General features: G+C 63.6%; 28 protein-coding genes. 8 read left to right on the forward strand and 20 right to left on the reverse strand.

Annotation, left to right across the window (positions count from 1 at the left end):
- Positions 1–455 precede the first annotated feature (455 nt).
- On the reverse strand, positions 456–1,118 hold the full coding sequence (locus tag E2L06_RS07965) for a dienelactone hydrolase family protein (RefSeq protein WP_138780284.1): 663 nt from the start codon (positions 1,116–1,118) through the stop codon (positions 456–458).
- A 159-nt stretch (positions 1,119–1,277) separates the two neighbouring features.
- Here E2L06_RS07965 and E2L06_RS07970 point away from each other — a divergent pair, with 159 nt between their 5' ends.
- Positions 1,278–2,753 (forward strand): AMP phosphorylase, encoded by a 1,476-nt coding sequence (locus tag E2L06_RS07970; RefSeq protein ID WP_138780285.1) that lies wholly within the window; start codon positions 1,278–1,280, stop codon positions 2,751–2,753.
- A gap of 11 nt (positions 2,754–2,764) precedes the next feature.
- On the opposite strand, the gene E2L06_RS07975 is transcribed toward E2L06_RS07970, so the two are convergent.
- Both E2L06_RS07975 and E2L06_RS07980 read right to left on the reverse strand, forming a co-directional pair.
- A complete protein-coding gene (locus E2L06_RS07975; protein WP_138780287.1) occupies positions 2,765–3,232 on the reverse strand; it encodes a universal stress protein in 468 nt (155 codons plus the stop codon).
- A 59-nt stretch (positions 3,233–3,291) separates the two neighbouring features.
- Positions 3,292–4,092 carry an ABC transporter permease gene (locus tag E2L06_RS07980; protein WP_138780289.1) on the reverse strand — a complete coding sequence of 267 codons (801 nt, stop codon included), beginning with the start codon at positions 4,090–4,092 and terminating at the stop codon, positions 3,292–3,294.
- Between the two features lie 253 nt (positions 4,093–4,345).
- Between E2L06_RS07980 and E2L06_RS07985 the strand changes: the two genes are divergently transcribed.
- The gene (locus tag E2L06_RS07985; RefSeq protein WP_138780291.1) at positions 4,346–5,494 is read left to right on the forward strand and encodes a COG1361 S-layer family protein; all 1,149 of its coding nucleotides are present in this window, start codon (positions 4,346–4,348) and stop codon (positions 5,492–5,494) included.
- A gap of 9 nt (positions 5,495–5,503) precedes the next feature.
- On the opposite strand, the gene E2L06_RS07990 is transcribed toward E2L06_RS07985, so the two are convergent.
- Positions 5,504–6,442 carry an ABC transporter ATP-binding protein gene (locus E2L06_RS07990; RefSeq protein ID WP_138780293.1) on the reverse strand — a complete coding sequence of 313 codons (939 nt, stop codon included), beginning with the start codon at positions 6,440–6,442 and terminating at the stop codon, positions 5,504–5,506.
- Between the two features lie 353 nt (positions 6,443–6,795).
- Entirely contained in the window at positions 6,796–7,866 is a 1,071-nt protein-coding gene (locus E2L06_RS07995) for a sodium:phosphate symporter (protein WP_249361386.1), read from the reverse strand.
- A 124-nt stretch (positions 7,867–7,990) separates the two neighbouring features.
- Here E2L06_RS07995 and E2L06_RS08000 point away from each other — a divergent pair, with 124 nt between their 5' ends.
- Positions 7,991–8,176, forward strand: coding sequence for a hypothetical protein (locus E2L06_RS08000; protein WP_138780295.1), 186 nt, complete (start codon positions 7,991–7,993; stop codon positions 8,174–8,176).
- Positions 8,177–8,267: 91 nt separating this feature from the next.
- Positions 8,268–8,411, forward strand: coding sequence for a hypothetical protein (locus E2L06_RS21795; protein ID WP_171052325.1), 144 nt, complete (start codon positions 8,268–8,270; stop codon positions 8,409–8,411).
- A gap of 80 nt (positions 8,412–8,491) precedes the next feature.
- Here E2L06_RS21795 and E2L06_RS08005 read toward each other — a convergent pair whose 3' ends face one another.
- The 4 genes from E2L06_RS08005 to E2L06_RS08020 form a co-directional block, all read right to left on the reverse strand.
- Positions 8,492–8,911, reverse strand: coding sequence for a CBS domain-containing protein (locus tag E2L06_RS08005; RefSeq protein ID WP_138780297.1), 420 nt, complete (start codon positions 8,909–8,911; stop codon positions 8,492–8,494).
- 89 nt (positions 8,912–9,000) lie between these two features.
- Complete coding sequence (locus tag E2L06_RS08010) at positions 9,001–9,249, reverse strand: hypothetical protein (RefSeq protein ID WP_138780299.1); 249 nt, start codon at positions 9,247–9,249, stop codon at positions 9,001–9,003.
- A gap of 184 nt (positions 9,250–9,433) precedes the next feature.
- Complete coding sequence (locus E2L06_RS08015) at positions 9,434–10,513, reverse strand: S1C family serine protease (protein WP_138780301.1); 1,080 nt, start codon at positions 10,511–10,513, stop codon at positions 9,434–9,436.
- Positions 10,514–10,618: 105 nt separating this feature from the next.
- Positions 10,619–11,857, reverse strand: coding sequence for a mandelate racemase/muconate lactonizing enzyme family protein (locus tag E2L06_RS08020; RefSeq protein ID WP_138780303.1), 1,239 nt, complete (start codon positions 11,855–11,857; stop codon positions 10,619–10,621).
- Positions 11,858–12,031: 174 nt separating this feature from the next.
- On the opposite strand from E2L06_RS08020, the gene E2L06_RS08025 reads away from it, so the two are divergent.
- Positions 12,032–12,841 (forward strand): high-potential iron-sulfur protein, encoded by an 810-nt coding sequence (locus E2L06_RS08025; protein ID WP_138780306.1) that lies wholly within the window; start codon positions 12,032–12,034, stop codon positions 12,839–12,841.
- 78 nt (positions 12,842–12,919) lie between these two features.
- Here E2L06_RS08025 and E2L06_RS08030 read toward each other — a convergent pair whose 3' ends face one another.
- The 10 genes from E2L06_RS08030 to E2L06_RS08070 form a co-directional block, all read right to left on the reverse strand.
- A complete protein-coding gene (locus E2L06_RS08030) occupies positions 12,920–13,789 on the reverse strand; it encodes an alanyl-tRNA editing protein (RefSeq protein ID WP_138780308.1) in 870 nt (289 codons plus the stop codon).
- A 70-nt stretch (positions 13,790–13,859) separates the two neighbouring features.
- Positions 13,860–14,384, reverse strand: coding sequence for a multiprotein-bridging factor 1 family protein (locus tag E2L06_RS08035; RefSeq protein WP_138780310.1), 525 nt, complete (start codon positions 14,382–14,384; stop codon positions 13,860–13,862).
- Between the two features lie 171 nt (positions 14,385–14,555).
- Positions 14,556–15,833: a J domain-containing protein gene (locus E2L06_RS08040; protein ID WP_138780312.1), complete on the reverse strand. Its 1,278-nt coding sequence runs from the start codon at positions 15,831–15,833 to the stop codon at positions 14,556–14,558.
- A gap of 133 nt (positions 15,834–15,966) precedes the next feature.
- A complete protein-coding gene (dinB, locus tag E2L06_RS08045; RefSeq protein WP_138780314.1) occupies positions 15,967–17,229 on the reverse strand; it encodes a DNA polymerase IV in 1,263 nt (420 codons plus the stop codon).
- Between the two features lie 81 nt (positions 17,230–17,310).
- On the reverse strand, positions 17,311–18,042 hold the full coding sequence (locus tag E2L06_RS08050; RefSeq protein WP_138780316.1) for a GNAT family N-acetyltransferase: 732 nt from the start codon (positions 18,040–18,042) through the stop codon (positions 17,311–17,313).
- Between the two features lie 114 nt (positions 18,043–18,156).
- The gene (locus tag E2L06_RS08055; RefSeq protein ID WP_138780318.1) at positions 18,157–18,486 is read right to left on the reverse strand and encodes a transcription factor S; all 330 of its coding nucleotides are present in this window, start codon (positions 18,484–18,486) and stop codon (positions 18,157–18,159) included.
- A gap of 54 nt (positions 18,487–18,540) precedes the next feature.
- Positions 18,541–18,981, reverse strand: a complete 441-nt coding sequence (locus tag E2L06_RS08060) for a hypothetical protein (RefSeq protein WP_138780320.1) — start codon at positions 18,979–18,981, stop codon at positions 18,541–18,543.
- Positions 18,978–19,139, reverse strand: coding sequence for a hypothetical protein (locus E2L06_RS21800; RefSeq protein ID WP_171052326.1), 162 nt, complete (start codon positions 19,137–19,139; stop codon positions 18,978–18,980). The genes E2L06_RS08060 and E2L06_RS21800 overlap by 4 nt, the downstream gene beginning before the upstream one ends.
- Before the next feature lie 80 nt (positions 19,140–19,219).
- Positions 19,220–20,056, reverse strand: a complete 837-nt coding sequence (locus E2L06_RS08065; RefSeq protein ID WP_138780322.1) for an HTR-like protein — start codon at positions 20,054–20,056, stop codon at positions 19,220–19,222.
- Between the two features lie 259 nt (positions 20,057–20,315).
- Positions 20,316–21,323 carry a beta-ribofuranosylaminobenzene 5'-phosphate synthase family protein gene (locus E2L06_RS08070; protein ID WP_138780324.1) on the reverse strand — a complete coding sequence of 336 codons (1,008 nt, stop codon included), beginning with the start codon at positions 21,321–21,323 and terminating at the stop codon, positions 20,316–20,318.
- Between E2L06_RS08070 and E2L06_RS08075 the strand changes: the two genes are divergently transcribed.
- The 3 genes from E2L06_RS08075 to E2L06_RS21805 all read left to right on the forward strand — a co-directional run bounded on the left by E2L06_RS08075 (position 21,322) and on the right by E2L06_RS21805 (position 23,541).
- Positions 21,322–21,516, forward strand: coding sequence for a hypothetical protein (locus E2L06_RS08075; protein WP_138780326.1), 195 nt, complete (start codon positions 21,322–21,324; stop codon positions 21,514–21,516). The genes E2L06_RS08070 and E2L06_RS08075 overlap by 2 nt on opposite strands.
- 29 nt (positions 21,517–21,545) lie before the next feature.
- On the forward strand, positions 21,546–23,273 hold the full coding sequence (gene ilvD, locus E2L06_RS08080) for a dihydroxy-acid dehydratase (RefSeq protein ID WP_138780327.1): 1,728 nt from the start codon (positions 21,546–21,548) through the stop codon (positions 23,271–23,273).
- Between the two features lie 112 nt (positions 23,274–23,385).
- The gene (locus tag E2L06_RS21805) at positions 23,386–23,541 is read left to right on the forward strand and encodes a hypothetical protein (RefSeq protein WP_171052327.1); all 156 of its coding nucleotides are present in this window, start codon (positions 23,386–23,388) and stop codon (positions 23,539–23,541) included.
- An 85-nt stretch (positions 23,542–23,626) separates the two neighbouring features.
- On the opposite strand, the gene E2L06_RS08085 is transcribed toward E2L06_RS21805, so the two are convergent.
- On the reverse strand, positions 23,627–24,058 hold the full coding sequence (locus E2L06_RS08085) for an adenylyltransferase/cytidyltransferase family protein (RefSeq protein ID WP_138780329.1): 432 nt from the start codon (positions 24,056–24,058) through the stop codon (positions 23,627–23,629).
- Positions 24,059–24,093 lie beyond the last annotated feature (35 nt).

Below are 24,093 nucleotides of genomic sequence, written 5' to 3' on the forward strand. Positions count from 1 at the left end.
ATCGTTGAGCGTCAACTCCGCGGCGACGTTATGAAACTCGTGGCTTCCCCTTTATATAGTTTAAAACCCCGGTCACAGCTACTAGCTTCGAGACGCGTTGAATAGCGGACGGCTCCGAAACCATATTTCGCCGCTCGAGGACCGTACCATACAGTCCTCACAGAAGTCTGAGTAGTATTCAGATATATCATTACAGCGAATACGTTCTGTGAACAGTCGGTTGGGACGACTCGAGCATCGCCACTCGAGACGAGCGTCAGTGGTCGATATCGATGGCACAAGTGCGGTGGGGGTGTCTGTCCCGCCACCGCGGGTTGGTCTCGCAGGTGACAGCGCGTGGGATCGACCCACAGAATATATTATTCTACTAGGGGTAATGAAAATAGTGGCGCGACTCTCGAAAGCAGCCCGACAGCCGGGTGGACGCGAGAGCGTGCGCGAGGTTGTTCCCTCGGCTACCGGTCGTTAGCCGCTGTTCGGCGCGCTTGCAGCTGTGTCTCGAACCAGTCGGCCGCGACCTCGGCGACTTCCTCGAGTTGGCCCGGCCCCTCGAAGAGGTGGCCTGCACCCTCGACGACGTGAATCTCGGTTTCACAGGTGAGCGCGTTGGCGGCGTCGCGGTTCAAGTCGAGCACCTGCGTGTCGTTGCCGCCGACGATGAGCAAGACAGGGGCCGTCACGTCCTCGAGAACTCCTGACGCGAGGTCGATGCGGCCGCCACGGGAGACGACGGCGTCGATGTCGGTCGCGTCGCGGGCCGCCCCTCGCAGGGCCGACGCGGCACCGGTGCTCGAGCCGAAGTAGCCGTACCGGAGCGATGCGGTTTCGGGGTGGTCTCGCAGCCACTCGGTGACTGCGACGAGTCGGTCGGTCAACAGCGGAATGTCGAACCGGTTTTCGCGCGTCTGATCTTCGGCTTCGGTCAGTAAGTCGAACAGCAGCGTTCCCAGCCCTCGCTGTCGGATCACGTCGGCGACGTAGTTGTTGCGCGGGCTCTTTCGGCTGCTCCCGCTGCCGTGGGCGAAGACGACGAGCCCATTCGCCCCCTCGGGGACGATAAGTTCCCCCTCGAGTTCGACGTCGTCGACCGGAATGGACACGAGATTCGATCCCGACATAGTCTCCGTTCGACGCCTGCTGTCTTAGTAGCGCCACCCATGGGTCACTCGCGAGGACTGTGTCGTGACACCGTCGGTCATCGGCGACGACTCGCCACGGTCGGGGCTTGAGATCCGTCCCATATCGTTTTGCTTGTTGGTACCATTTATCACGGGGAAATGCGCCTCGAGACAGCCCGGATCGACATCGGAACGACCCGCCCGCTCGTTCTGTTGAACACCATTGACGCGACCGAATTGGGTGCCCATCCGCTCGATCGGCTCCGAATCGACGAAAACGGCACGACGACCGGGATCGTCAAAGTGACCGACGAACTGGTCGAGGAGGGTGTCCTCGGGGTGACCGAGCCGCTACACCACGTCCACGGTGTCGTCGACGTGGCGCTCGCCGGAACACCGCAATCGGTCCAGTACGTCCGCAAGAAGTTGAACGATATCGAACTCGAGGAGTACGAACTTGAGGCGATCGTCGAGGACATCCACGAGAACCGGCTGTCGGACATCGAACTGAGCGCGTACGTGTCGGCGGTGTATGCGAACGGGCTCTCCCTTCAGGAGACCAAACACCTCACGCGGGCGATGACCGACATCGGCCGGCAACTCTCGTGGGACGTGCCAGTCGTCGCCGACAAACACTCGATCGGCGGCGTGGCCGGCAACTGCGTCACGCCGATCATCGTCTCGATCGTCGCAGCCGCCGGTCTGACGATGCCGAAGACCTCCTCGCGTGCCGTGACCTCGCCAGCCGGAACCGCAGACGTCGTGGAGGTCTTCTGTGATGTCGAGTTTTCGATGGACGAAATCGAGTCGATCGTGGCCGAGACGAACGGCTGTCTCGTCTGGGGCGGCGGCGTCGATCTCTCGCCGGTCGACGACGCGATCATCCGTGCCGAGAACCCGCTGTCGATCGACCCGCCGGGGCAACTCATGGCCTCGGTACTTTCGAAAAAGCGCAGCGCCGGCTCGACACACGTCGTGATCGACATTCCCTACGGTGAGGGCGCGAAGGTCGAGAGCCTCACCGACGCCCGCGAACTCGCCGACGACGTCAAACGCGTCGGTTCCCACCTCGACGTGGCGGTCACCTGCGCGATCACCCACGGAACGGAGCCGATCGGCTACGGCGTCGGCCCCGTCCTCGAGGCCCGGGACGTCCTCGCCGTCTTGGGCGGGGACGGCCCGGAGTCGCTTCGGCTCAAATCGATCCGGCTGGCCGAGATGCTCCTCGAGCACTGTGGCGTCGACGCGTCGGCAGCCGACATCCTCGAGTCGGGGCAGGCACTCGATCGATTCCGGCGCATCGTCGCGGCACAGGACGGCGATCCGGACGTCGAGCCTGCCGACCTCGAGCCGGGGCCCGAATCGACGACCGTGCAGGCCGAGCGGTCGGGCGTCGTAACGAGCGTCGATAATAGGCAACTCTGTGACCTCGCACGACGTGCGGGAGCACCGAAGGACACCCGTGCCGGCCTCGCGATCCACAAATCGACGGCCGATGCGGTCGACGTCGGTGACGATCTCTATACGATCTACGCCGAGACGGAAAGCAAACGTGCTGCGACGATGACGCTGGCTGCGGACCTCGAGCCGATCCGGGTACGGAGCAAGACCGACGCACTCGTCGAGCAGCGGTGAGCGCGAGTCGATTATCGCGTCTCCGAGCCGCGAACCACGCTGACGCTCACCGGCGAGCGGCGAACGACCAGTTCGGCGACGCTCCCGAGTAAGGTTCGACTCGTCTCGGAGCGGCCGTGGCTCCCGATGACGATCTCGTCGATGTCGTGTGCGTCAGCGTAGTCGACGATTTCGCGTGCCGGGTCGCCGACTGCCGATTCGGTCGTGAACTCGCCGTCAGCGTCGGCGTCGGCGACCAGTTCGCGCGCCTCATCGAAGAGCTGTGCTTCGACCTCGTGGGCACGGTCGTACCAGTCTTCGGACCCGTGGAGCGGTTCGGTTCGGACGTCGACGTCGACGGCGGAGCTGTAGCCGGGGTCGTTCGGGTCGATTGCGTGGAGCACGACGACGTTTCCATCGTCGTATTCGTCGAACGCGTACTCGAGTGCGCGTTTTGACAGCGGCGAGCCGTCGAACGGGACCAGAAGGGTATGTGGCATCATCACGTCGTGCTACCCCCAGTGTCAAAAGAGTATTCCGGGTCGCCGGAGGTGGTCTGTCAGCCGGAGAGATCGCGCCGCTCGAAGAATTCGCTACTCACGACGACGAGGACGACGATAGCGATCGCGAGGAGTGACAGATCCGGCCACACAATCTCGCCGTCGACGAGAATCGCGCCCGGATCGAAGTAGCGTGAGAAGGCAAGGTCGCCGAGCCACTCGTACTCGGTGTCGAACGTAAACGTATCGAGCAAGAACAGCCCGAAGACCGCCCCGGCACCCACGGTCTGTGCCCGGCGAACGGAATCGAACGCGACCGAGGCGACCAGTCCGACGCCGGCACAGGCGAGTAAGTACGCGATGGAGTACGCGTGGACGGCAAACAGCCGGCTCACGGACACCGATTCGCCGACGAGTTCCACGCCGAGATAGATCGCCAGGAAGGTGATCGCGTTGACCAGGACCAGTCCCGGCACGAGTGACAGAAACTTCGCGACGACGAACCGCGTACGCGAGATCGGCAACGACAGCATCACTTCTACCGTGCCGCGTTCGATCTCACCGGCGACCGTCGATGCGGCGGCGTACGCATAATAAATCGCGAGCAACAACACCCAGCCGAACTGATAGAGCTGTGAGACGAGATAGCCCTCGATCGTCGTCAGCGTCGTCACACTCCCCACGAACGCCCGCGTTGCCTCGGGTGGCAACGACTCGAGATAGGCGTCGAAATCGACACCCGTCTCCTCGATCGACGGAAAGAGCGCGACCGTAAGCACGATCAACGCGATCAGCGCACCGGCGAGTAACAGCGACCCGCGGAGCCGACGACCCGCCTCGAAGGATGTCATCTCGAGCATACGGCGTCGAACCGTCGCGCCCCAACGCGTGACAGTGGCTTATAGGTGCAGGACTGTCGGGCGAGACGGCGTGACGTAACACGTTGTTTCCGACGAGCGCTCGAGTAAGTCTGTCGTTCGCGGCTGGAACGGGCCTCGTGGTTTATTCTGTAATCGCTCGTTTCGGGTCGGATATGACGGGCGCGGAGCGTGATGCAGTCTGCTACCACTGTGTACCGGCGTACCCACATGACGGGTCGCGGGTGCGCCAGACATGACTGGAAGGTATGAGCCGACATGGCGACAGCGCCGCACTGTCGCCCTCTTGCTCGCCGCAGTGGTGGTCGCCAGCGGCGTCGGCAGTGTCGCTGCGCTCTCGGATGGCAGCAGTGTCACGCCGCAAGTCAGCGCGCCGGACAACGCCACGGAGCGCAACGAGTCGGCCACGACGGTCGACGGAGACGGCACCGCCGAGGGGACGACCAGCCGCCCTGTCCGCCCTCAACCCGAACCGCCTGTACCCGCAGGTAACGAGACGATCGCCACCTCGGAGACGGGACCACCGACGGCGGAGACGGCAGGCCTCCCCGTACTACGACCGGCTGACGACAACGTCACGGTTGCCGTCGCAGAGAACGAGTCCGTCCGTGCCGGTGAGACGACGACGATGACCTTCGAGGTGACAAACGACGGCGACGAGGACGTGACAGACGTCGTCGTCACGTTACAGTCGACAGGGACGGTGACGTTTGGCCCGCCGACGGCACCGCAGACAAGTCAGTCGATCTCCCTCGAGGAACTCGACGACGACGAGACCGAGACCGTCACCATCGACGTCAGTGCAGCCAAGGTCGAACCGGGGGAGTATCCGGTGTTTGCAACCGTCCAGTACACCATCGACGAGGACGACAACGACGATGACGACGACGATGACGATGACACCGACGAAACAGTCGTGACTGGCGGTCCCTCGCCAGTTCCGATCCCAGTCGACGATGCTCGTTCGTTCGATGTCACGCCGGTCGGCGACCGGATTCCGGTCGACGGGTCTGGTGTCTATCGGGTTCGGGTGACGAACGACGGCTCCGAGACGGTGACCGACGTCGTCGCCGCGCTGAACGTGACACCGCCGCTCTCGAGCGAGTCGCCGACGGCGTACATCGGACGGCTCGAGGCCGGCGAGTCGGAAACGGTTCGGTTCGCCCTCGAGTCGTCCACAGATGCGATCGAGACGACGACCGGCGTCGAGATCACGCTCATCTACAACTCCGAGACTGGGGATCGCACTCGTACGGATCCAGTGACGGCGCAAGTCACGATCGCTGACACTGACGAGCCGACCGATGTAGACTCAGTCGCTCCGTTCGCTGCCGTCGCGGTCGTGTTCGTGCTCGCGGCGATCTGGTGGCTTCGCAGGCGGTGATCGATCGTCTCAACTGTCGGACTCCGATTGCGCTTCGCGCTCTGGATCGTCCTCGTCGGACTCGCCGTAGAAATGCATGAACACGTCCTCGATGGATGCCTCACGGACGGTCAGATCGAGGACGGTGTACTCGTGTAAGCGGTCGATCAGCGCGTCGAACCCCTGTGCGAGAACGAGCTGGTACGTCCCGTCCCGTCGTTCGACGCGTGCCGTGCCCGGAAACTCGAGTTCCGACACCGGCGGATCCTCAGCCAGCCGAACGGTAACGACCGTCCCACCCGCTTCGAGGATGTTGTCGACGGTATCGAGTTCGATCAGCCGCCCCTTCCTGATGATTCCGACGCGATCGCAGACGCGGCGGACCTCGCTCAGGATGTGCGAGGAAAAGAAGCTCGTTCCACCTTGTTCCTGGCGTTCATCGAGTAGATCGTAGAACTCGTTCTGGACGAGCGGATCGAGCCCCGACGTGGGCTCGTCCATGATAACCAGCGCTGGATCGTGCATGAACGTCGCGACGATGGCGAGTTTCTGCCTGTTGCCGCTCGAGTAGGCCTTGACGTTGCGCTCGAGGGGAACGGGAAACCGCTCGAGTAGTTCGTCTCGTCGCTGGTCGCCACGGAGCCGGCCGAAGTAGTCGAGGACCGCCTCACCCGTCACCCGGTCGTAGAACGTCACGTCGCTCGGGAGGTAGCCGAGGTGGCGTTTCGCCTCGCGCAGTTCGGTTCGGTCCGTGACGTCGTGTCCAAGCAGGTGGGCCTCGCCGTCGGTGGGGTTCAACAGTCCGAGCAGGACGCGAATCGCCGTCGACTTTCCCGCGCCGTTCGGGCCGAGAAACCCGAAGATCTCCCCGCGTTCGACGGTGATCGAGAGGTCCTCGAGCCCGCGGACATCCCCGTAGTACTTCGTCAGCCCGTCGGTTTCGATCGGCGGTGGCTCGGCGCTGGTCACAGCATCAGACACGACGGCTCGAGGCTTATAGTGACGGCCCGCCGCGTCGCGACAGCATCGTCTCGAGTTGGCGTCACGTGGTGGCCGCTGTAACGCGCTTGCGACCGGTACGGGCCGCGTGACTCGACGGTGGCCCCGAGACGCAGAAAGCCGGCCGGCCACACGTTCACGGGTCGCGATCCCTCATTACAGTCTATACTGTGGGGCAATGTTGTCTGTTATCAAAAGACATGCACAAAACGGACCTGTCCGTTCTCGTTGGCGGTATCGCCATTGGTTCTCTTCTAGTCACATTAGAAGTCAACCGCGGCACGCAGATAGCGACAAGACGTCTGTTCGTGTCCTGATGACGGTCATCGGAGGACGATGAGCAACACCGGAACGACCGCCAGTGAGAGGAGAAAGATGATGAAGTAGATGACGTTATTGAGAATTCTGTCGTAGACGATGGAGATCGTGGTAACGTACGTGTCGTAGAACAACAACGGGAGCACGGAAATGACAAATCCCAGAACGAGCAACAGTGCGACAGTCACTACACCGACAGGAATGTTCAGCGCAACGGCAATAATGAGCGTATCAACCAGCGTGCCGATATTTGCCCCCAGGACGTACGGGATAATCTCGTGTCGCTTGATGTGTCCCCGATTGTAGAGTGGCACGATCACACCGAGGGAGAACGCAACACTCATGGTGAGGCCGGTGAAGACAAGGCCAATCGTGAACGAGGTCCACTTGTCGTTCAATCGTTTTACATACCGTTCTCGGAGCCGCTGTTTATCGACGCCGTCGAGGGTGCGGTCAAAGAGCCGCATGCTCAGGAAAATCAACCCGAGCGCCAAGAGAAACGCTACGACTGCTCCGACAGCGCTGATGATTCCCTCAGTGAATACTGGGACGAGATCCGGAACGTTCACATCCGTTTCAGGAACCAGCCGATCGGCGATTCCTATCTCGCCGGCGATTACGGGGTTGGAGACGCCCCACGATTCGACGACGGGGAGCAAGACGTATCCGATCACGAGCACCGGCAGATAGACTGAGTAGGTGAGCAAAAACGTCAGCAGTCCGAGCCGCACCGACTCGCTCACCGACTCGAGTTCTTCGTTCAGATAATCGAACGCCCCGATGAAGAGCACGATCGCAGCCCCACCGAGTCGTGAGCCGATGACCATGAGAAACAACTGCGACGAGACGATGAGCTCCGAACGGAACAGCGTAAGCGATAGGGCAGCGACGACCGAGCCGTTTGCTAACACGTATGATGCGATCCAACTGACGCCGAGCGCCGAGCGATCGCCGACGATGATTTGCTCGAGAAGGCGTTTGAGAACCGGTGAGAGCGTCTCGACCGCCGATCCAAGCAACTGGATCGCAAAGAGGAACAGAACGACCGTTCCCAGCACCTGGGCTGGAAGAGACAATGACGATTGATTTGACAACCCCGCCACCTGCACGGATGGATGCGCCAAATCAACTAAAGAATTATCAATAGTATAGACAAAAATCACCGAAACGTGACTGTTTAGCGCCGAATACACACTGATAATGACACGATCGACAGCCGGTTCTCTCGAGCCCCACGATCGTGCGCTGTTCACCGGTCGGTACGAACTCGCCCTGCTCCAGGGGTATTACGAGTCGACTCACACACTAACGGCGACGTTCTCACTGTCCTTCCGAGGTCCCCGGCAGATCGCGGCTACGCGATTGCTGTCGGCCTCGAACGGGTGATCGATCACGGCGAGGCTGAGCACGCGATTCGAGACCGCGAACTGTGAATCCGGTCAGTCAGACTATCGACTGAACTGCCGTCGTGACGGGTATGATTTCCCTCGCGGACGACGAGACCCTCGAAGAGTTCGTCACGATCTCCGAACAGAAGAGGTCTAGAAGATCGTCCATTCCGGATGTCTGGCTTGCCCGGACGGGTCGACATCTGTTGGTCGTGACGGCTTCGACAGTGTAACGACCCGTATCGTTGGCGTTGCGACGCCAACGATGTGGGCTGAAAGCGAGTTCGGCTGGACTCCGAAACCGGGCGATCGGTCAGTACGGTGGCCGTTGTGCCCGGATGACTTCCGCCAGCCCCTGTTGTTCCTCCGCGAGGAGTTCGTTGAGATCGTCGGCTGTGATGATCCCTTCTAGAGAACCGTCTGCATCCGTCACGGGAAGCCGTCGGATACTGTGTTCGCTCATCAGCTCGGTGGCTTCGTAAAATCCGGCGTCGTGCTCGATCGTCTGAAGGCCGTCCGACATCACGTCTTCGGCCACTAACTCGTCTGGATCTGCCTGCTCGGCGAGTACCTGCATCGTCAGATCGCGATCGGTGACGATCCCAACTGGCCCGTCGTCGGTAATGACGATACTCCCGACGTCTTCGTCGTGCATCATCCCTGCGAGTTCGTGAACAGAGTCGTCAGTCGACGCTGTAACGACATCGCTCCGTGCAAGGTTGTCAATAGGCATGGGTTCCCTCCAGTGCCTGTCCCACAACGAGTGCTATAGTTTTTAGCGGTGATCGAGATGACAGTCAAACAGTTTCGACTGCTGCCCGACTACACCGAGAGTCGATTCGAACACGATGGACAGTACATCAGTCCGTCTCGAACGAGCATATACGCCTGCTCACAGTGGGGACACGAACAGCCAAGCGAGACATCCGTTTCGCGAGCCAGCCCCCGGATCGTATTTCGCAGCCGGCGTTGTTCGGCTTCCGTCTTCGCTACCTGTCGTTTCAGTCGCTTGAGATCTGCAGCGACCTGCCGTTCACTGATCGATTCGTTTCTGCGTTGTTGTGGTATCATCACACGTGGTACGCGACGGATCGGCAAAAGGCTACGCCAACGTGATACCCCGCCTGAAGATGACACACGCTGCTCTCGGCCTCGTATACCGACGGTCACACCGATTCGTCGTTGGGACACACTCGAGAGACGCCGTCGATCGTCTACGACACGATCCGGACGGCGATCAGTTCGCAGGACCGATTCATCGTCCGGGGCCGATCGGTGTCGCTGGCAGTTGCGGTTCCGGCCGCGACTCGAGTGTCACCTCCACGGACTGTTCCTCACCGGATCGAACGACCGTGAGTTCGACCGTGTCGCCGGGCGCAGTCTCGAGTGCGAGGTACGACAACAGCTGTGCCTGGTTCTGAACCTGCTCGCCGTCGATCGCGACGATCACATCGCCGCTGCCGGGCTGGTCGGGCGTCGCCGGTTCGAGGACGTCGTCGGCGGGCGCGTCCGGGACGACCTCCACGACGAGGACGCCGGCGGCTTCCTCGAGGCCGACTGCGTCGGCGATCTCCGGCCCGACGGGCTGGACGGCGACGCCCATGTAAGGATGCTCGTACGTGCCGTCCTCGATGAGCGCGGGGAGCACTCGATTGGCGAGTCGCGGCGAGATCGCAAAGCCGATCGCCTGCCCGGCACCGGCGAAGACGACCCCGAACACCTCCCGCTCGAGACTCACGAGCGGCCCGCCGCTGTTGCCGGGATTGACCGGCGCATCGGTCTGGATCGCGGCCGGGATCGAGAACCCGGACGGGCTGGGTAAGACCCGATCGACACCGCTGACGATCCCCTGGGAAATCGAGGCGTCGAGGCCGAACGGATTGCCGAGGGCGAGTACCTCCTGCCCGATGGCGGGTTCGCGGTCGACGATCGACAGTTCGGACGCGGCGTCGGGCATGTTTTCGACACGCAGGACGGCGAGATCGCTGTAGGGATCGGTGCCGACGATCGACGCGGTGCGCCACGCTTCGGTGTTGAACTGCAGTTCGACCCCGCCGTCGGTCGCGTTCGAGACGACATGATCGTTGGTCACAACATGTTGCTCGTCGATGACGAACCCCGAACCGAGGCCGCCACCGCCGCGCGGACCGGTGACCGTAACCAGGACGACGGAGTCGATCGTGTCGCGATACACCGCCGTGTACGGACTGTCGACGCCGTCGCCGCCGTCTTGGTCGTCCTGTGCGACGCTCGAGCCCGCCCCAAGTCCGCCGACTGCCACGGCCGTCCCGATCGTCCGCAGCGCTCGTCTGCGGGTTGGCTGTTCCGAAGGCATGGCCATAGCGACCCCGACGAGCGGCATAAAGGAACAACCAGCACACTCATCCGGCGTAGGGACGCCGACGCGGGGTCGATCAGCGCTCGCGACGGCGGCGAGGCGCTACGCCTCGTCGAAAAGCTCCTCGCCGTCGACCATGTGCGCTTCGACGGCGTCCATATCGAGCGTGACGCCCAGTCCGGGTTCTTCGGGGACCTCGATGTAGCCGTCCTCGATGATGTCTTCCTCGACCAACTCCTCCCACCAGCCGAGTTCGTAGGAGTGGTACTCGACCGCAAGCGCGTTCGAGATCGCCGCACCGACGTGGGCGCTGGCGACCGTCGCGACCGGCGAGGCGACGTTGTGCATCGCGACCGGAACGTAGTAGAGGTCCGCCAAATCGGCGATCTTCCGGGTCTCGCGCATTCCACCGACTTTTGGCATGTCCGGCGCGATGATGTCAACGGCCTGGTCCTCGATGAGTCGGCGCTGGCCGTGCGTGCGGTAGACGTTCTCGCCGACGGCGATCGACGTCGTCGTCGATTGGGTGACCTCCCGTTGCACGTCGTGATTCTCCGGCGGTACCGGGTCCTCGAGCCACCAGACGTCGTACTCTTCCAAGCGTTTTGCGAGCCGTTTGGCACTGTCCGCCGAGAACGTCCAGTGACAGTCGAACGCCACGTCGGCCCGGTGGCCGACGCGTTCGGTGACCGCCTCGACGATCGAGGCCTTGTGTTCGATCTCGACTGGCCGGAGGTGGCGGTTGGCGCGGTCCTTCTCGTGGCCGCTCGGCACGTCGAGGTCGAACTTCAGCGCGTCGTAACCCAGCTCCTCGACGACGCGTTCGGCCTCGTCCGCGCAGGCGATCGGGTCGGCTTCCTCCTCGGTGTGGCAGTCGCAGTACACCCGCACCTCGTCGCGATACTTGCCGCCGAGGAGCTGGTAGGCCGGGGCCTCGAGGATCTTTCCGGCTAGATCGTGCAGTGCGACTTCGATGCCCGAAATCGCCGTCACCGTGACGCCCCCGATCGAGCCCTCGCCGGACATCTTCTGGACGAGGTGTTCGGTCAGCCGATCGATGTCGAGGGGGTTCTCACCCTGCAGGAAGGCGGTCATTCGCTCGATCAGTTCCGGCGCGCCGGCCCCCCAGTAGGCCTCGCCGGTGCCGACGATGCCTGCATCGGTGTAGATCCGCACGAGCGTCCACGGGAAGTTGCCGTCGACCATCGTCGTCTGGACGTCCGTGATCTCGACGTCGCGGCCACCCCCGCGGTCGCGCGTGACGTTCATCGTCTCCGCCGAGAGGTCACGCATCGTGTACTCGGCGTTCGGGTCGCGTAACTGTGAGTAGTCGATGCCCATGGGATATCGTTCACTCCTAAGATAGTAATAGTTTCCACCCTCCGTAAGCAAGGTGACCCACACGTGGCCGAGCAGTGAACGACTGCTGGGAAACACGGGTACACGCCGACCGGAAGGTCACAATCGGATGTGTGTACCCTTGTCATTTATGCTCGCAGGAGAGATAGAATTACTATGGTGGGTGATAACACATCTGGGCGGTGGCCTGACGACATCGACGAGTGGAACCGGCGGGCGTATCTCGCTGCCACTGCTGGCAGCACCGCAGGGGTCGTGTGGTTGAGCGGGTGCATCGATGACACAGGCAATGGTGGTGGCAGTGACGGCGGGGCAGACGAAAGCGGAGCGCCAGAGTCGGAAGAGGAAGAACTCCCGGAGGGCGTCTCAGAAGAGGAGTTCGAACGCGGCCCGGTGCCGGAAGAATACCGGACGGCGCTGTCACTTGGTGAGGAAGAGCGAGATCCTGACGACTTGACCTCGAAAGCGGACGTCGGCTTCTCGGAGTACGACGAGGCCGACGAACACGCGTCACACGAGCCGGGCATGTGCTGTGCGAACTGTGCCGACTACATCCCCGACAAAAACGGTGACACGTTCGGCGCCTGTGCGGAGGTCGAAGGCTATATCGACGGTGCGGATTGGTGTGCGATCTACGAGGAACTGCCCGAGCCGTCGGTTCCAGATGGGCTGTCCGAAGACGAATTAGCCACCGCTCCGGTTCCGGACGAGTACCAAAATGCAACCTCGCAGGCCGGTGAGCAGCGCGATCCCGACGCCCTACAGACGCAAGCGGACGTGAATTTGATGGAATCCGTCGAGGCGATCGCAGAAGAAGTAACACCCCCGGGCCAGTCCTGTGGGAACTGTGCGGAGTTCATTCCGGATATGAACGGGGACACGTGGGGTGCCTGTGCGAAAGTCGAAGGCTACATCGCAGTCGAAGACTGGTGTACCCTCTGGGAACACAGTAGTGAAGAGGGCTGACAGTGACGACCGGTTACAGCCGGTTCGAGTGACCTTCCTCTCGAGCGAATCGAGGCCGCGCCTCTCACGCTATCGCATTCACACGCGCTCGAGTTCGTCGCCGACTGCCTCGAGATCGACATCGAGTGCCGATGTCGCGGCGAACGCGGCTCGTTTCTCGGCGAGCCGACGGCTGATCGCCTGCGGGCCAACAGCGAATTCGATCCGGATCACGCCCTCAGCGGGACGCGAGCAGCCGAGTACGGTGACGGGGCCGATTTCGCGGGTGTTCCGGACGTGGGTTCCCCCACAGGCCGTCACGTCCCACGGGTTCGTCGGCCTGGTCGGGCCGGACAGGCGGGTTTCGTTCCGCGAGTCGGGTTCGTCTTCGATCGTAACGACACGCACTCGGCCGCTCTCGATGGCACCAGCGTCGGCACAGGCGTCGAACGCGATCTCGTCGCGCTCGCGTGCCGCCGCGATCGGCATGTCGTCCCACGAAACCGGTCGGGACTCCCAGATCACGCGGTTGACTGCCCCGTCGAGCTCGATCAACGTCTCGTCGTCGACGATCGCGTCCGTCTCGAGGTCGACGCGGACCGTCTCGGGGGCGATCTCGAGGCCGGCGTACGAGCCGTCCGCAACCAGCCGCCGTGTGGCCCCGATGAGGACGTGACTGGCAGTGTGGGCCCGCATGCAGTACATGCGGAACGCCCAGTCGATCGAACACAGTACGCGGTGGCCAACCCTGAACGACGGCTCCTCGGCCAGCACGTGAACCGATTCGCCGCCGACTAGCTCGACATCGACGACGTCGATGTCAGCGACCGTCCCGCGGTCGGCCGGCTGCCCGCTGCTCGCTGCGTAGAAGTGGCTCCGCTCGAGCCAGACGCGCCGGCCATCGATCGACGTCACTTCCGTCTCGAACCGCGTGGCGTACGGCTCCGCTGCCGCCCGTTGCCCGGTCATCGGTCACAGTCTGTCGGCCGCCAGTAAAAGTCTGCCCGCTAGAACTATCTCCGAATCCGAAAAGCGGTGCTTACTCGGACAGCGTCACGTCGAGTCGCTCCTCGAGCGCCTCGATCAGACCGCCACCGATGCCGGCCTGGGTCGCACGGCCCTGTTCGACTGCGAGGATGTCCGTCTCCGGCGCGCCGAGTTCCTCGGCGAGTTCTTCACGCTGGAGGCCGGCCTCCCGGCGCGCCTCGACGACGACCTCGCCGTAGCCCGAAGCGAGGTACGGAAGTGGGTCGTCGTCGTAATTCGTCCCTTCGCTCTCCCAGTGTTCGGAGTCACCGTCCCAGACCGGATTCGCTTTCGCGACGTTCTGGGCTGCCTTCTGTTTGCGACTCGGCTCGTCGTTCGAGCCGTCGTCCGCGTTTCCACCACTTCGGTTCCGGTCCCGGCCGTGGGTCTGCGAATCGTCGTGTGGTGCACAGTCCGGACAGACCTCGAGTTCGGCTCCCGCGACCGACGCGAGCCGAAGCGAGTCGCTCTCGGCACCACAGAGTTCGCAGTTCGTCCCACCACCGCCGCCGGACGAACCGGTCGAGTACTTGGCCATGCGAACCATTGACCCCTGTCGCATTTCAACCGTTCGGTACGGGGGACTGCCCGGCGATATCGACCACTGAGCGTCGCTCGAGATTGCGAATGGATACCGACGGATGACAGTCAGTGCCAGCACCTCGCACGACGGGCCACGGGTGCCGTAGCACAGTGACCACAGCTCGTCTCAGCGGCCGATGTATTTCAGAACGGTCGCCCGCACAGGCAGCGCCAGCCCGCCAAGCAGCGGGACGAGGACGAACGCAGCGAGGTCGACCGGCAGCGAGGCCACACCCGCTGCAGTAGCGATGAATCCGGCGGCCGGAGCGAGCACAGGCACGACGTACAGATACGACGGTGTCCACCCTGGGAGCCGCCTCGTGTGGCGGACGATCACGCTGAACAGCAACGGCATGAGGACTGCCCCCGCGAGCAGTGGACCGCCGACCAGCATCGTCGTCGTTCCCAGCGCGAGCGCGACGATGATCGTCTCGTCGATCGTCACTGCACTCCACGTCGTCTCCCGACGGACCACGCGCATCACGAGCAGGGTACCCAGCGCAAGCGCGACGACACCCGCTAACGTGGCGTTCCACAGCGTCGGTTCGAGCGGCGGCGTCACGACCTCGACGCGCTGGACGAAGGCGATGGATGTCTCGAGTCCGTGACGACTCTCCGAGAGCAGCGACCAGATACCAGCCGGGTCCGCCCCAGTTGCGCGCAGGTCAGCCCAGAGCGATCCAAGCGGCGACTCATTTGCGACCGCAACGTGAGCGAGACCGGCGACGTAAATGAGCAGTGACAGCCAGAGCAGCGGCAGCGAGAAGTTCTGCCGACGCCACCAGCGAGTGACGGGATTGCCGATTACCGTCTCCGCTCGTGATCCGGGCTGTGTGCTCGTCTCGCCCGACCGGTCGGTGTCGCGAGCCGCTTCCGTGTCGCCGCCACCGGCAGTCGCTGTTCCGTTTCTGGTTCCAGTTCCCGTCGTGCTCGAGGACTTGCTTGTGGTCCCGGCCGACGCTGTTCCTGCCGTCGAACCCGTGCCAGCGCTGGCCGTCGTCGACGAGCGACCCGTCGTACGCGAACCGGCCGTTGCGGAGCCGGCTGTCGCAGAGCTAGCCGTCGCCGACGAGGTCGATTGCGTCTCGGCTTCCGAGTAGCGCAGTTCCGTGTCGTCGGCCTCCTCGTCGCCCCCGTCGTCGCTTGTCCAGACATCGGGTGACGGAAGGCCACTGGTCCGTTTAGCGACGTACTCTTCGTGGCCGAGTCGGTCGTAGGCCTGTCGTTCGACCGGATCACCGAGAATATCGTAGGCGGTTTTGACCGCCGTGAACTGCGCCTGCGCACGGTCGTCGTCGTTCAGATCGGGATGATAGACCCGAACCTGCTCACGATAGGCGTCTTTGATCTCGTCCTGAGAGGCGTCAGACGGGATCTCGAGAAGGTCGTAGAAGTCCTCTGTCATGTGAGCATGGAGACGATGTTGTCTGTCACGTGATTGTCGGGGAGGGGTTATAATTTCAATGTTCGATCCGATTTAGATTCCTGTCCTCGTCACTCGAGAGGGGTTCCCCCACAAGCGTAATTGGCCGAATAGGTTACGAGAAATCGGTCAACGACGACTGCCCAGTCGTGGGATCGGTGCCAGCCGGGTTCACCGTCGACGACTCGTCGGTCGAATCGGAATCGTCCTCACTCCGTTCCCAGCTCTCGAGACTGGCCTGATCGGTGGCCGCGAACTCGAGGTTGGCCACCCGAACGCCGAGTTTGCGGACGGGCTCGGTCTTGAACTCGGCGAACAGATCGTGCGCGATGCGGTCGACGAGGTCGGGGTCGTCGACCGGCCCGGGCAGCGACCGCTCGCGCGTGTTGACATCGTAGGGTGGCGTGACGGCTTTCACGCCGATCGTCCGGTAGAGCGCACCTTCCCGCTGTGCACGGTCGGCGACGGCCGCCGCGAGCGTTTCGATCAGGTCGTACTTCGGACCCGGCTCCGCGACCGGCTCGGCGAACGCCGACTCCCGGGAGAAGCTCTTGGGATCGCCTTTCGGCTCGACGCGGCGGTCGTCCTCGCCGCGGGCACGGTCGTACAACTCCCGGCCCCGCTCGCCGAAGCGCTCGGCCAGCGGCTCCGGATCGGTCGCAGCGACATCGCCTGCCGTCTCGAGGCCCATCTCTCGAAGCTCGCGGGCGGTCACGGGGCCGACGCCGTGGAGCAAGTCGACCTCGAGCGGCTCGAGAAAGTCTCGCAGTTCGCCCGGCTGGACGACGGTGAGCCCGTCGGGTTTGTCGAAATCGCTGGCGATCTTGGCCGCGCTCATCGTCGGGGCGACGCCGACGCTGACGGTGACGCCGACCTCGCGGCGGATGCGATCTTTGATGTGGCGGGCGAAGCCGTCCGCGACCTCCCAGGCCGTGCGGTCGGTCACGTCGAGGTAGGCCTCGTCGATGCTGACCTCGCGGACCACGTCGGCACAGTCATGGAGAATCTCGCGGACGTCGGCTGCGACTGACTCGTAGTAGTCCATGTCCACGGGCCGGTAGTAGCCGGTTTCGTCGCGTTCACTGTCGTCTAAATCGCCGGCCTCGTACGCTGCGCGTCTGGGCAGTCGCTCGAGGGCCGTCGAGATGGCCTGGGCGCTCTCGACGCCGAACTCGCGGGCCTCGTAGCTGGCGGTCGCGACCGCACCGACGGTCTCGCCGGCCTCGTAGCCCATGCCGACGACGAGGGGCTCGCCGCAGAGTTTGGGGTCGCGCAGTCGCTCACAGGAGGCATAAAAGCAGTCGGCGTCGACGTGACAGACGATGCGGTCCTCGTCGTCCTCGCGTTCGACGCCCGGCAACCGCGGGCCATCGGACATTCGCCTACCCGTCGATTCGTGCGAACAGACGTGAACGTTGCGCCCCAATGTAGGGAACGGGGCCGTTCACGACGGTGGCGACTACACCTCGTAGGCCATCATCACTTCGTCAACGTACTCGTCGTCGATCGTGTAGTGATCCTTGCGGATCGCCTCGGTATTCCACCCGTGTGCGGTCAAGAACTCGAGCGCGCCGTCGTTGACGACCGGCACGCTGTTGTAGACTTTGCGGTAGCCGTTGGCTTCGGCCCACTCGATTCCCCGCTGTAAGAGCGTGCTCCCGATGCCATGTCCCCGGTAGGCTTTGCGGACGCCGACGGTCTGCTGGGCGACTTCGCGAACCGGATCGACCTGGTGGAGATCGAGGTGAGTCCAGCCGACGACGTCGCCGTCGACGGTCGCGACGAAGAATACCCGGGACTCCACTGCGTTGTGTCTGCTGACGGTGTCGTCGTACAGGAGCTGCTCGGCGATCGTCTCGGCGACGACGTAGGTTTCCTCTGCGGTGACGTCCCGGATGGTCTCGATGAGACCATCGAAGTCCTGCTGGCGCGCTGGCCGGACGGTGACGGTGAACTCGCCTAGGTCGTGCTTTTCGATTGCCCCGAACTCGAGTGCGATCCGGAGCGTGCCACCCTCCTCTTCGAGATAGCCGTCCGTTTTCAACTCCTCGAGTCGGTCCCGAAACTCCTCGGACGGAAGCGAGACGGCGTCACGGAGCTTGTGGCGTTCGACGGTCCCGTGTCGCTCGACGTATTCGTAGATTCGTCTGCTAGCTTCAGACGCAAACGTCGGCCGATCTATCGCGTCCATACGCACTGTATGAAGACCCACTGCTTATTCCTTGTGTATTGGTACCGTGTCTCTAACAGATCGTCGAGCGATCTGCTATCGCCACCAGTAATCGAAGCTGCTGAAAAGCCAGTGTTAATTATAGCCGCGCCACTTCTTCCCGCACTCGGTACACTTGAAAAAGCGCGTCGGCGGCTCGTCTGCCGAGGCGGTCTGCTTGAGCGTATACCACGCTTCCTCGTTGCCACACTCGTCGCAGATCACGTCGGTCGCCTTCGGTTTCCCCTCGAAGTTCGCGTTCTCGTCGGATTCGATCACGTCGCCGTCGGTCTGGGACTCGGTCGTGACGAACGCGTCTTCCTGCTCGCGGTCCCGTTCGCTCGAGGCCCCACAGTCGTCGTTCGTACAGACCATGCGGTCGCCCTGGGCTTTCATCATCGAGCCGCAGTCGTCGCAGAATTGCATGTCGGTCGACTACGGACTCGGCACGCAAAAACGCACCACTTCGTCAGATCCGTCTCAGTCCGGACGCTCGAGTGCTTCGTCCTCAAGGACGAACGGACAATCTGCAACCCGAAACGTCGTCATCGACGGAACCGCGAGGATCTCGGACCCATCGCGGGTACACGCGAGAGCGGGTGGGTCGGCGAAGTGTTCACAGCCGTGACAGTACGACCCTTTCTCGACCTCGCGGATCTCGCGGTCGGCCGATCGGTATGGAATCTCGGTCTCGGGCGCGTCGGAATCGTCGGTCTCGAGTTGCGCCCAGAGTCGGTCGCCGTCGAGTTCGTCGCTATCGTGTCGGTCGAACGAATCGTCATGCGTCGGTCGATCGCTCGGGTCCGCTTCGGTCTCGTCGATCAGGGCCTCAGTTTCGTCGTGGGAGAGTTCCGTTCCGTCCGCGTCGGCTGGGTCTTCGTCATCGTCGTGATCATCGTCGTGACTCGAGGTGTCGGTCATCGATCGTCGCCTCCGAACGCTGTCGGCTCCGCGGCGTTTTTGCGACCGTCAGTGCGGTTCGCGGACGGAGCGGCGGTGACTGTGACGGTCAGTCGGTCGTCGACCGCGGCCGGCGGTGCAAACGAGACGCCGCCCTCGTCGTGGTTCTGGCCCGACATGCGTTCTCGTAGGAAGATCAGTCGCATAAGCATTTGTGCCAGCCGGGTTGCGATCGCTGTTCGCAGTCGGCGGGTCACGCCTATCGAATCTTTCGAACGTTACTGATGTCGAAGCCGCCGTCATGAATCTCGGTCTCGAACCGGACGATGTTCTCGTCCTCGAGCCGGGAGAGCACGCCGCGAAACTGCTCGACGACGAGGGTCCGGGACCGCTCGGAGCCGCCGGACTCCCACTCGAACAGCAGCGTGCCGTCGGTCGCCTCCTTGAGCCGCCCCAGATCGGTCGGCTCGAGGGGGTCCGAGTTGATCAGCAACAGGATCACGCCGCCCCAGCGGTGTGACGCCCGTTTGAGCCCTTTCAACAGGACGATCAGATCCGAGAGATCGAGCCGGTCGTCAACCAGGGCGAGGAGGTCGGTCAGCGAGTCGATCACGACGAGATTGCCCGTCGCGTGATCGGTTAGGTACTCCCCCAGCGCCTCGAGAACGTCGGTACGCTCGTTGTGCGTGCCGAGTTCGGTGATGTCGGCCATCCCGTCAGCGTACCAGTTGGTAGGGACCGGCGTCAGCTGGAAGTACTCCTCGGCGAGTTCGACAAAGGAGACGTCGTTCATCCCCGCCCCGACCAGGTCCTCGTCCATGACGACTTCCATCTCGTCGACGATGGCACGCCGTTCGTCCGTAAACGACACGTAGTGGACGGCGTCAGGGACCGTCACTTCCGGCTCGAGGTCGCCGTAGTAGAGGTCAAACAGGTCGGCGTCGGTTTCGACGAGGCCGTTCATCGCGGCACTGGTGTAGCAGAACTCGCGTGCGCCGGCCCCGGATTCGCCGGCAAGCAAGACGACGCTCCCAACGGGTGCGCCACCGCCGATGATCCGATCGAGCCGCGAGATTCCAAGCGGCATCCGCTCCATACGGATTCGTTCGGTCGAATCGGTTTACCAGTTGTGGGCCAACCTTTTACTCTGCAGTCTATCGCGAGCGAGGCACACAGCGCCTCGCTCGCGATGTCCCTCGGTAAAAGGTTGATCAAAAGCCTCCTCTGTCCGTTCCGTGACGCTTCGCGTCACTCCACATCCGTCGTCGGCCCGCTCGCTCAGCCCGTCTCACGGCCTTCGGCCGCTCGACTATCCGCGGCGCGTAGCGCCGCGCACGGCTTCGCTCGCGGCTGTCTCACTGTACGCCGCTATCGCTGTACTGCTGTTTGTCAACCGTCCGAACGCGAGCCCCGGTTCGTGCCGCTTCTGTGAGAATTACTCGTCCCTCGAGTCCGCGCTCGGCCAGTGCGTCTCGCGCCGCGGCCTCGGCTTCTGCGGCGTGGGCAACGTCGGTAACGCCGTAGACGACTGGCCCCCACGACGACTGGCCGACGCCCGACAGCACCGGACAGCCCTCGAGCGATTCGACGAGCGCGCCCGCGGGCGGTCGGAAGACACCGCCCTGCGCGTCGGCATACCAGACGCCGTTCTTGCGACCGATTTCCGAGATCGCCTCGCCGAAGGCCTCGAGCCGGCCTGCGGCAGCAGCGGGGAGCAGTTTTCGGATGACGACGCAGGCGATCTCGTCGGCGACAGCGGGGTCGGCGCGCTCGACGACCGCACGCATACTCGCATCCTCGTCGTCGCCGCTTCGGCCGGGGTCGGCATCGGGGACGACGACGAGAAAACGCCACTCCGAGGGCAGGTCGTGACGGGCGACGACCGGCGGGACCGTCCAGTCGCCCTCGGCCGGTGGCTCGGTGGTAAACCGGTTCGTCGGGTGACCGGCGTCGACGACGAACCCGCCGTCCTCGAACGTGGCGACGCCGACACCGCTTCGGCCGCCCCGGCCCATCGCCGGGGCGTGCTCGCGGACGCACGCCTCGAGACCGTGGGCCTGCGCCGTCGCCGTCAACACGGCCAGCGCCAGCTGGGTGCCACTGCCCAGGCCGACGTGGCGGGGCAGCGATTCCTCGAGCGTGACCGCGACGCCGGGAACCTCGAGAACGTCGACGGCCCGACGTGCGTACCTGCCGACCAGCGCGTCATCGGTCCTGATATCGGTGGCCGGTTCGGCGGTGACGGTTACCCGCGGCTCCTCGAGACCGACGCCGATGCCGCCATAGAGGCGCTCGCGGGCGAGCGAGAGGTTCTGGAAGCCAACGTGGAGTCGGGCGCCCACGCTGACGGTCGCGGTCGTCATGATCAGTATCTTGCTCCTGGCTATGGAGGCCCCCGGCAAGGGGGTTTCGACGGTGGCAACGAGTGCTGTCGATCTGACGATGGCTCGCCTGCCGGTCGGCGGGGATCGGCACCACGAACGACATCCCCGGGTCTCGATCCGAACGCGTTCGGCCAAACCGCTGTCCCGGGAAGGGCTGACCGAGAAGGGGTGACTTATGCCCTTTCAACGTAAGGTCTGACTATGAGCGGCGATAGCGAGTTCGACTACGGCAAAGACGAGGCGTTACGGAGCCGCGAGGTGACCGAGGGTGCAGAGAAGGCCCCACACCGCGCGATGTTCCGTGCGATGGGATTCGACGACGAGGACTTCGGCGCGCCGATGATCGGCGTGCCGAACCCGGCAGCGGACATCACGCCGTGTAACGTTCACTTGGACGATGTCGCCGACTCCGCGCTCACCGGGATCGACGAGGCCGGCGGGATGCCGATCGAGTTCGGCACGATCACGATCTCGGACGCGATCTCGATGGGGACCGAGGGGATGAAAGCCTCGCTGATCTCCCGCGAGATGATCGCCGACTCCGTCGAACTGGTCTCCTTTGGCGAGCGCATGGACGGACTGGTCACCATCGGCGGCTGTGACAAGAACATGCCCGGAATGATGATGGCCTCGATCCGGACTGACCTCCCCAGTGTCTTCCTCTACGGTGGGTCGATCATGCCTGGCGAGCACGAGGGCCGCGAGGTCACCGTCCAGAACGTCTTCGAGGGTGTCGGAGCCGTCGCCAACGGCGAGATGTCCAACGAGGAACTCGACGAGATGGAGCGCCACGCCTGTCCCGGCGCGGGATCGTGTGGTGGCATGTTCACCGCCAATACGATGGCCTCGATCTCGGAAGCGCTCGGCTTTGCCCCGCTTGGCAGCGCCAGCCCGCCCGCCGAGGCCGAGTCGCGCTACGACGTCGCCCGCGAGGCCGGCGAACTGGCCGTCGAGGTCGTCGAAGAACAGCGCAAACCCTCCGATTTCCTCAGCAAGGAGTCCTTCGAGAACGCCATCGCGCTCCAGGTCGCCATCGGCGGCTCGACCAACGCCGTCCTCCACCTGCTGGCGATGGCCGCCGAAGCCGGCGTCGACCTCGAGATCGAGGAATTCGACGAGATCAGCCAGCGCACCCCGAAGATCGCCAACCTTCAGCCCGGCGGCACGCGGGTGATGCAAGACCTCCACGAGGTCGGTGGCGTCCCGGTCGTCTTAAATGCCCTCTACGAGGCCGATCTGCTCCACGGCGATGCGCTGACGGTCACGGGCAACACGATCGGCGAGGAACTCGAGCGCCTCGACCCGCCGTCGATCGACGAGCTCGACGCCGAGTTCCTCTACACCGTCGACGAGCCCAAAGACGAGCAGGGTGCCATCCGCATCCTGACCGGCAACCTCGCACCCGGCGGCTCCGTCCTCAAGGTGACTGGCGACGACGACCTCCACCACGAAGGCCCCGTTCGCGTCTTCGAGGACGAAGAAAATGCCATGCAGTACGTCCAAGAGGGACACGTCGAAACCGGCGACGTGATCGTCATCCGCAACGAGGGCCCACAGGGCGGCCCCGGAATGCGCGAGATGCTTGGCGTCACGAGCGCGGTCGCCGGGCAGGGCCACGCCGAAGACGTCGCGCTCATCACTGACGGGCGCTTCTCCGGCGCGACGCGCGGGTTCTCGATCGGCCACGTCGCCCCCGAGGCGTTCGTCGGCGGCCCGATCGGTCTCATCGAGGACGGCGACGTGATCACGATCGACATCGCAGATCGCACCCTTGAGGTCGACCTCTCCGACGAGGAACTCGAGGCCCGCCGCGAGGAGTGGGACCAGCCCGAGCCCAACTACGAAACCGGCGTCTTAGCGAAATTCGGCCGCGACTTCGGGTCGGCCGAAAACGGCGCGGTGACCAACCCCGGCGTCAAGGACGACTAGTCGGCAGCCGCAAGCGAAGTCTGCCGTTTCGGGACCCGGCCAGTGCCGGTCCTTTCGATTTCCTGCACGGGGCTTTCCCGCCCATGTGAACGATTCTCTTGTAGATCGATGTATGTTCAAGTACTGTCTCGAGTGCGACTGGCAACGAAGCACTGCCGACGGCTACACCGAAAAAGAGGTCTCCGAGAAGGCGATCGAACACTTCGTCGAAACGGGACACACCGTCGATTCGCTCCGGTTGCCGCCACCGATCGTCCTACAAAACTGACGTAGAAGAGACCTGCCAGACCCGATGGCTGGCAGTCCCGTACAGAAGGCCGCGACCGGCGTTTCTCGAGACGACCCTCCCGATCCTAGCCCCGTCGCTCGAGGATCCGGTCGATGATCAGTCGCGTCGAGAGCAACTGGTCGTCGTCGGTCGGATCGCCGGGGCTTGCCCTGCGAACCTCGCAATCGATGCCGCGGGCTTCGAGTTCCGAGCGGATCGCCTCGTCGTCGTGGTGTTGGTCGTGACCGAGTGCGATCACATCTGGGTCGAGGTCCTCGATCGGGACGAAGATGTCCTCCTCGTGGCCGAGGATGGCCTCGTCGACGGCCTCGAGTGCGCCGACGACGTCGCGTCGCTGTGTCGCGGGACAGATGGGTTTCGCCTTGTGGTCGACGTTGGCCTTGCGCGCGACGATGACGTACAGTTCGTCGCCCATCGCGGCTGCTTCCTCCAAGTAGTGGACGTGACCAGGGTGGAGGATATCGAATGTCCCCTGTGCGATAACCGTCCGCGTCATGGCTGTCTCACTCTCGGTTCCGTCGTCGGTCGGGG

It is taken from the genome of Haloterrigena sp. H1 (assembly GCF_005938085.1).
In the GTDB taxonomy this organism is placed as follows: Archaea; Halobacteriota; Halobacteria; order Halobacteriales; family Natrialbaceae; genus Natrinema.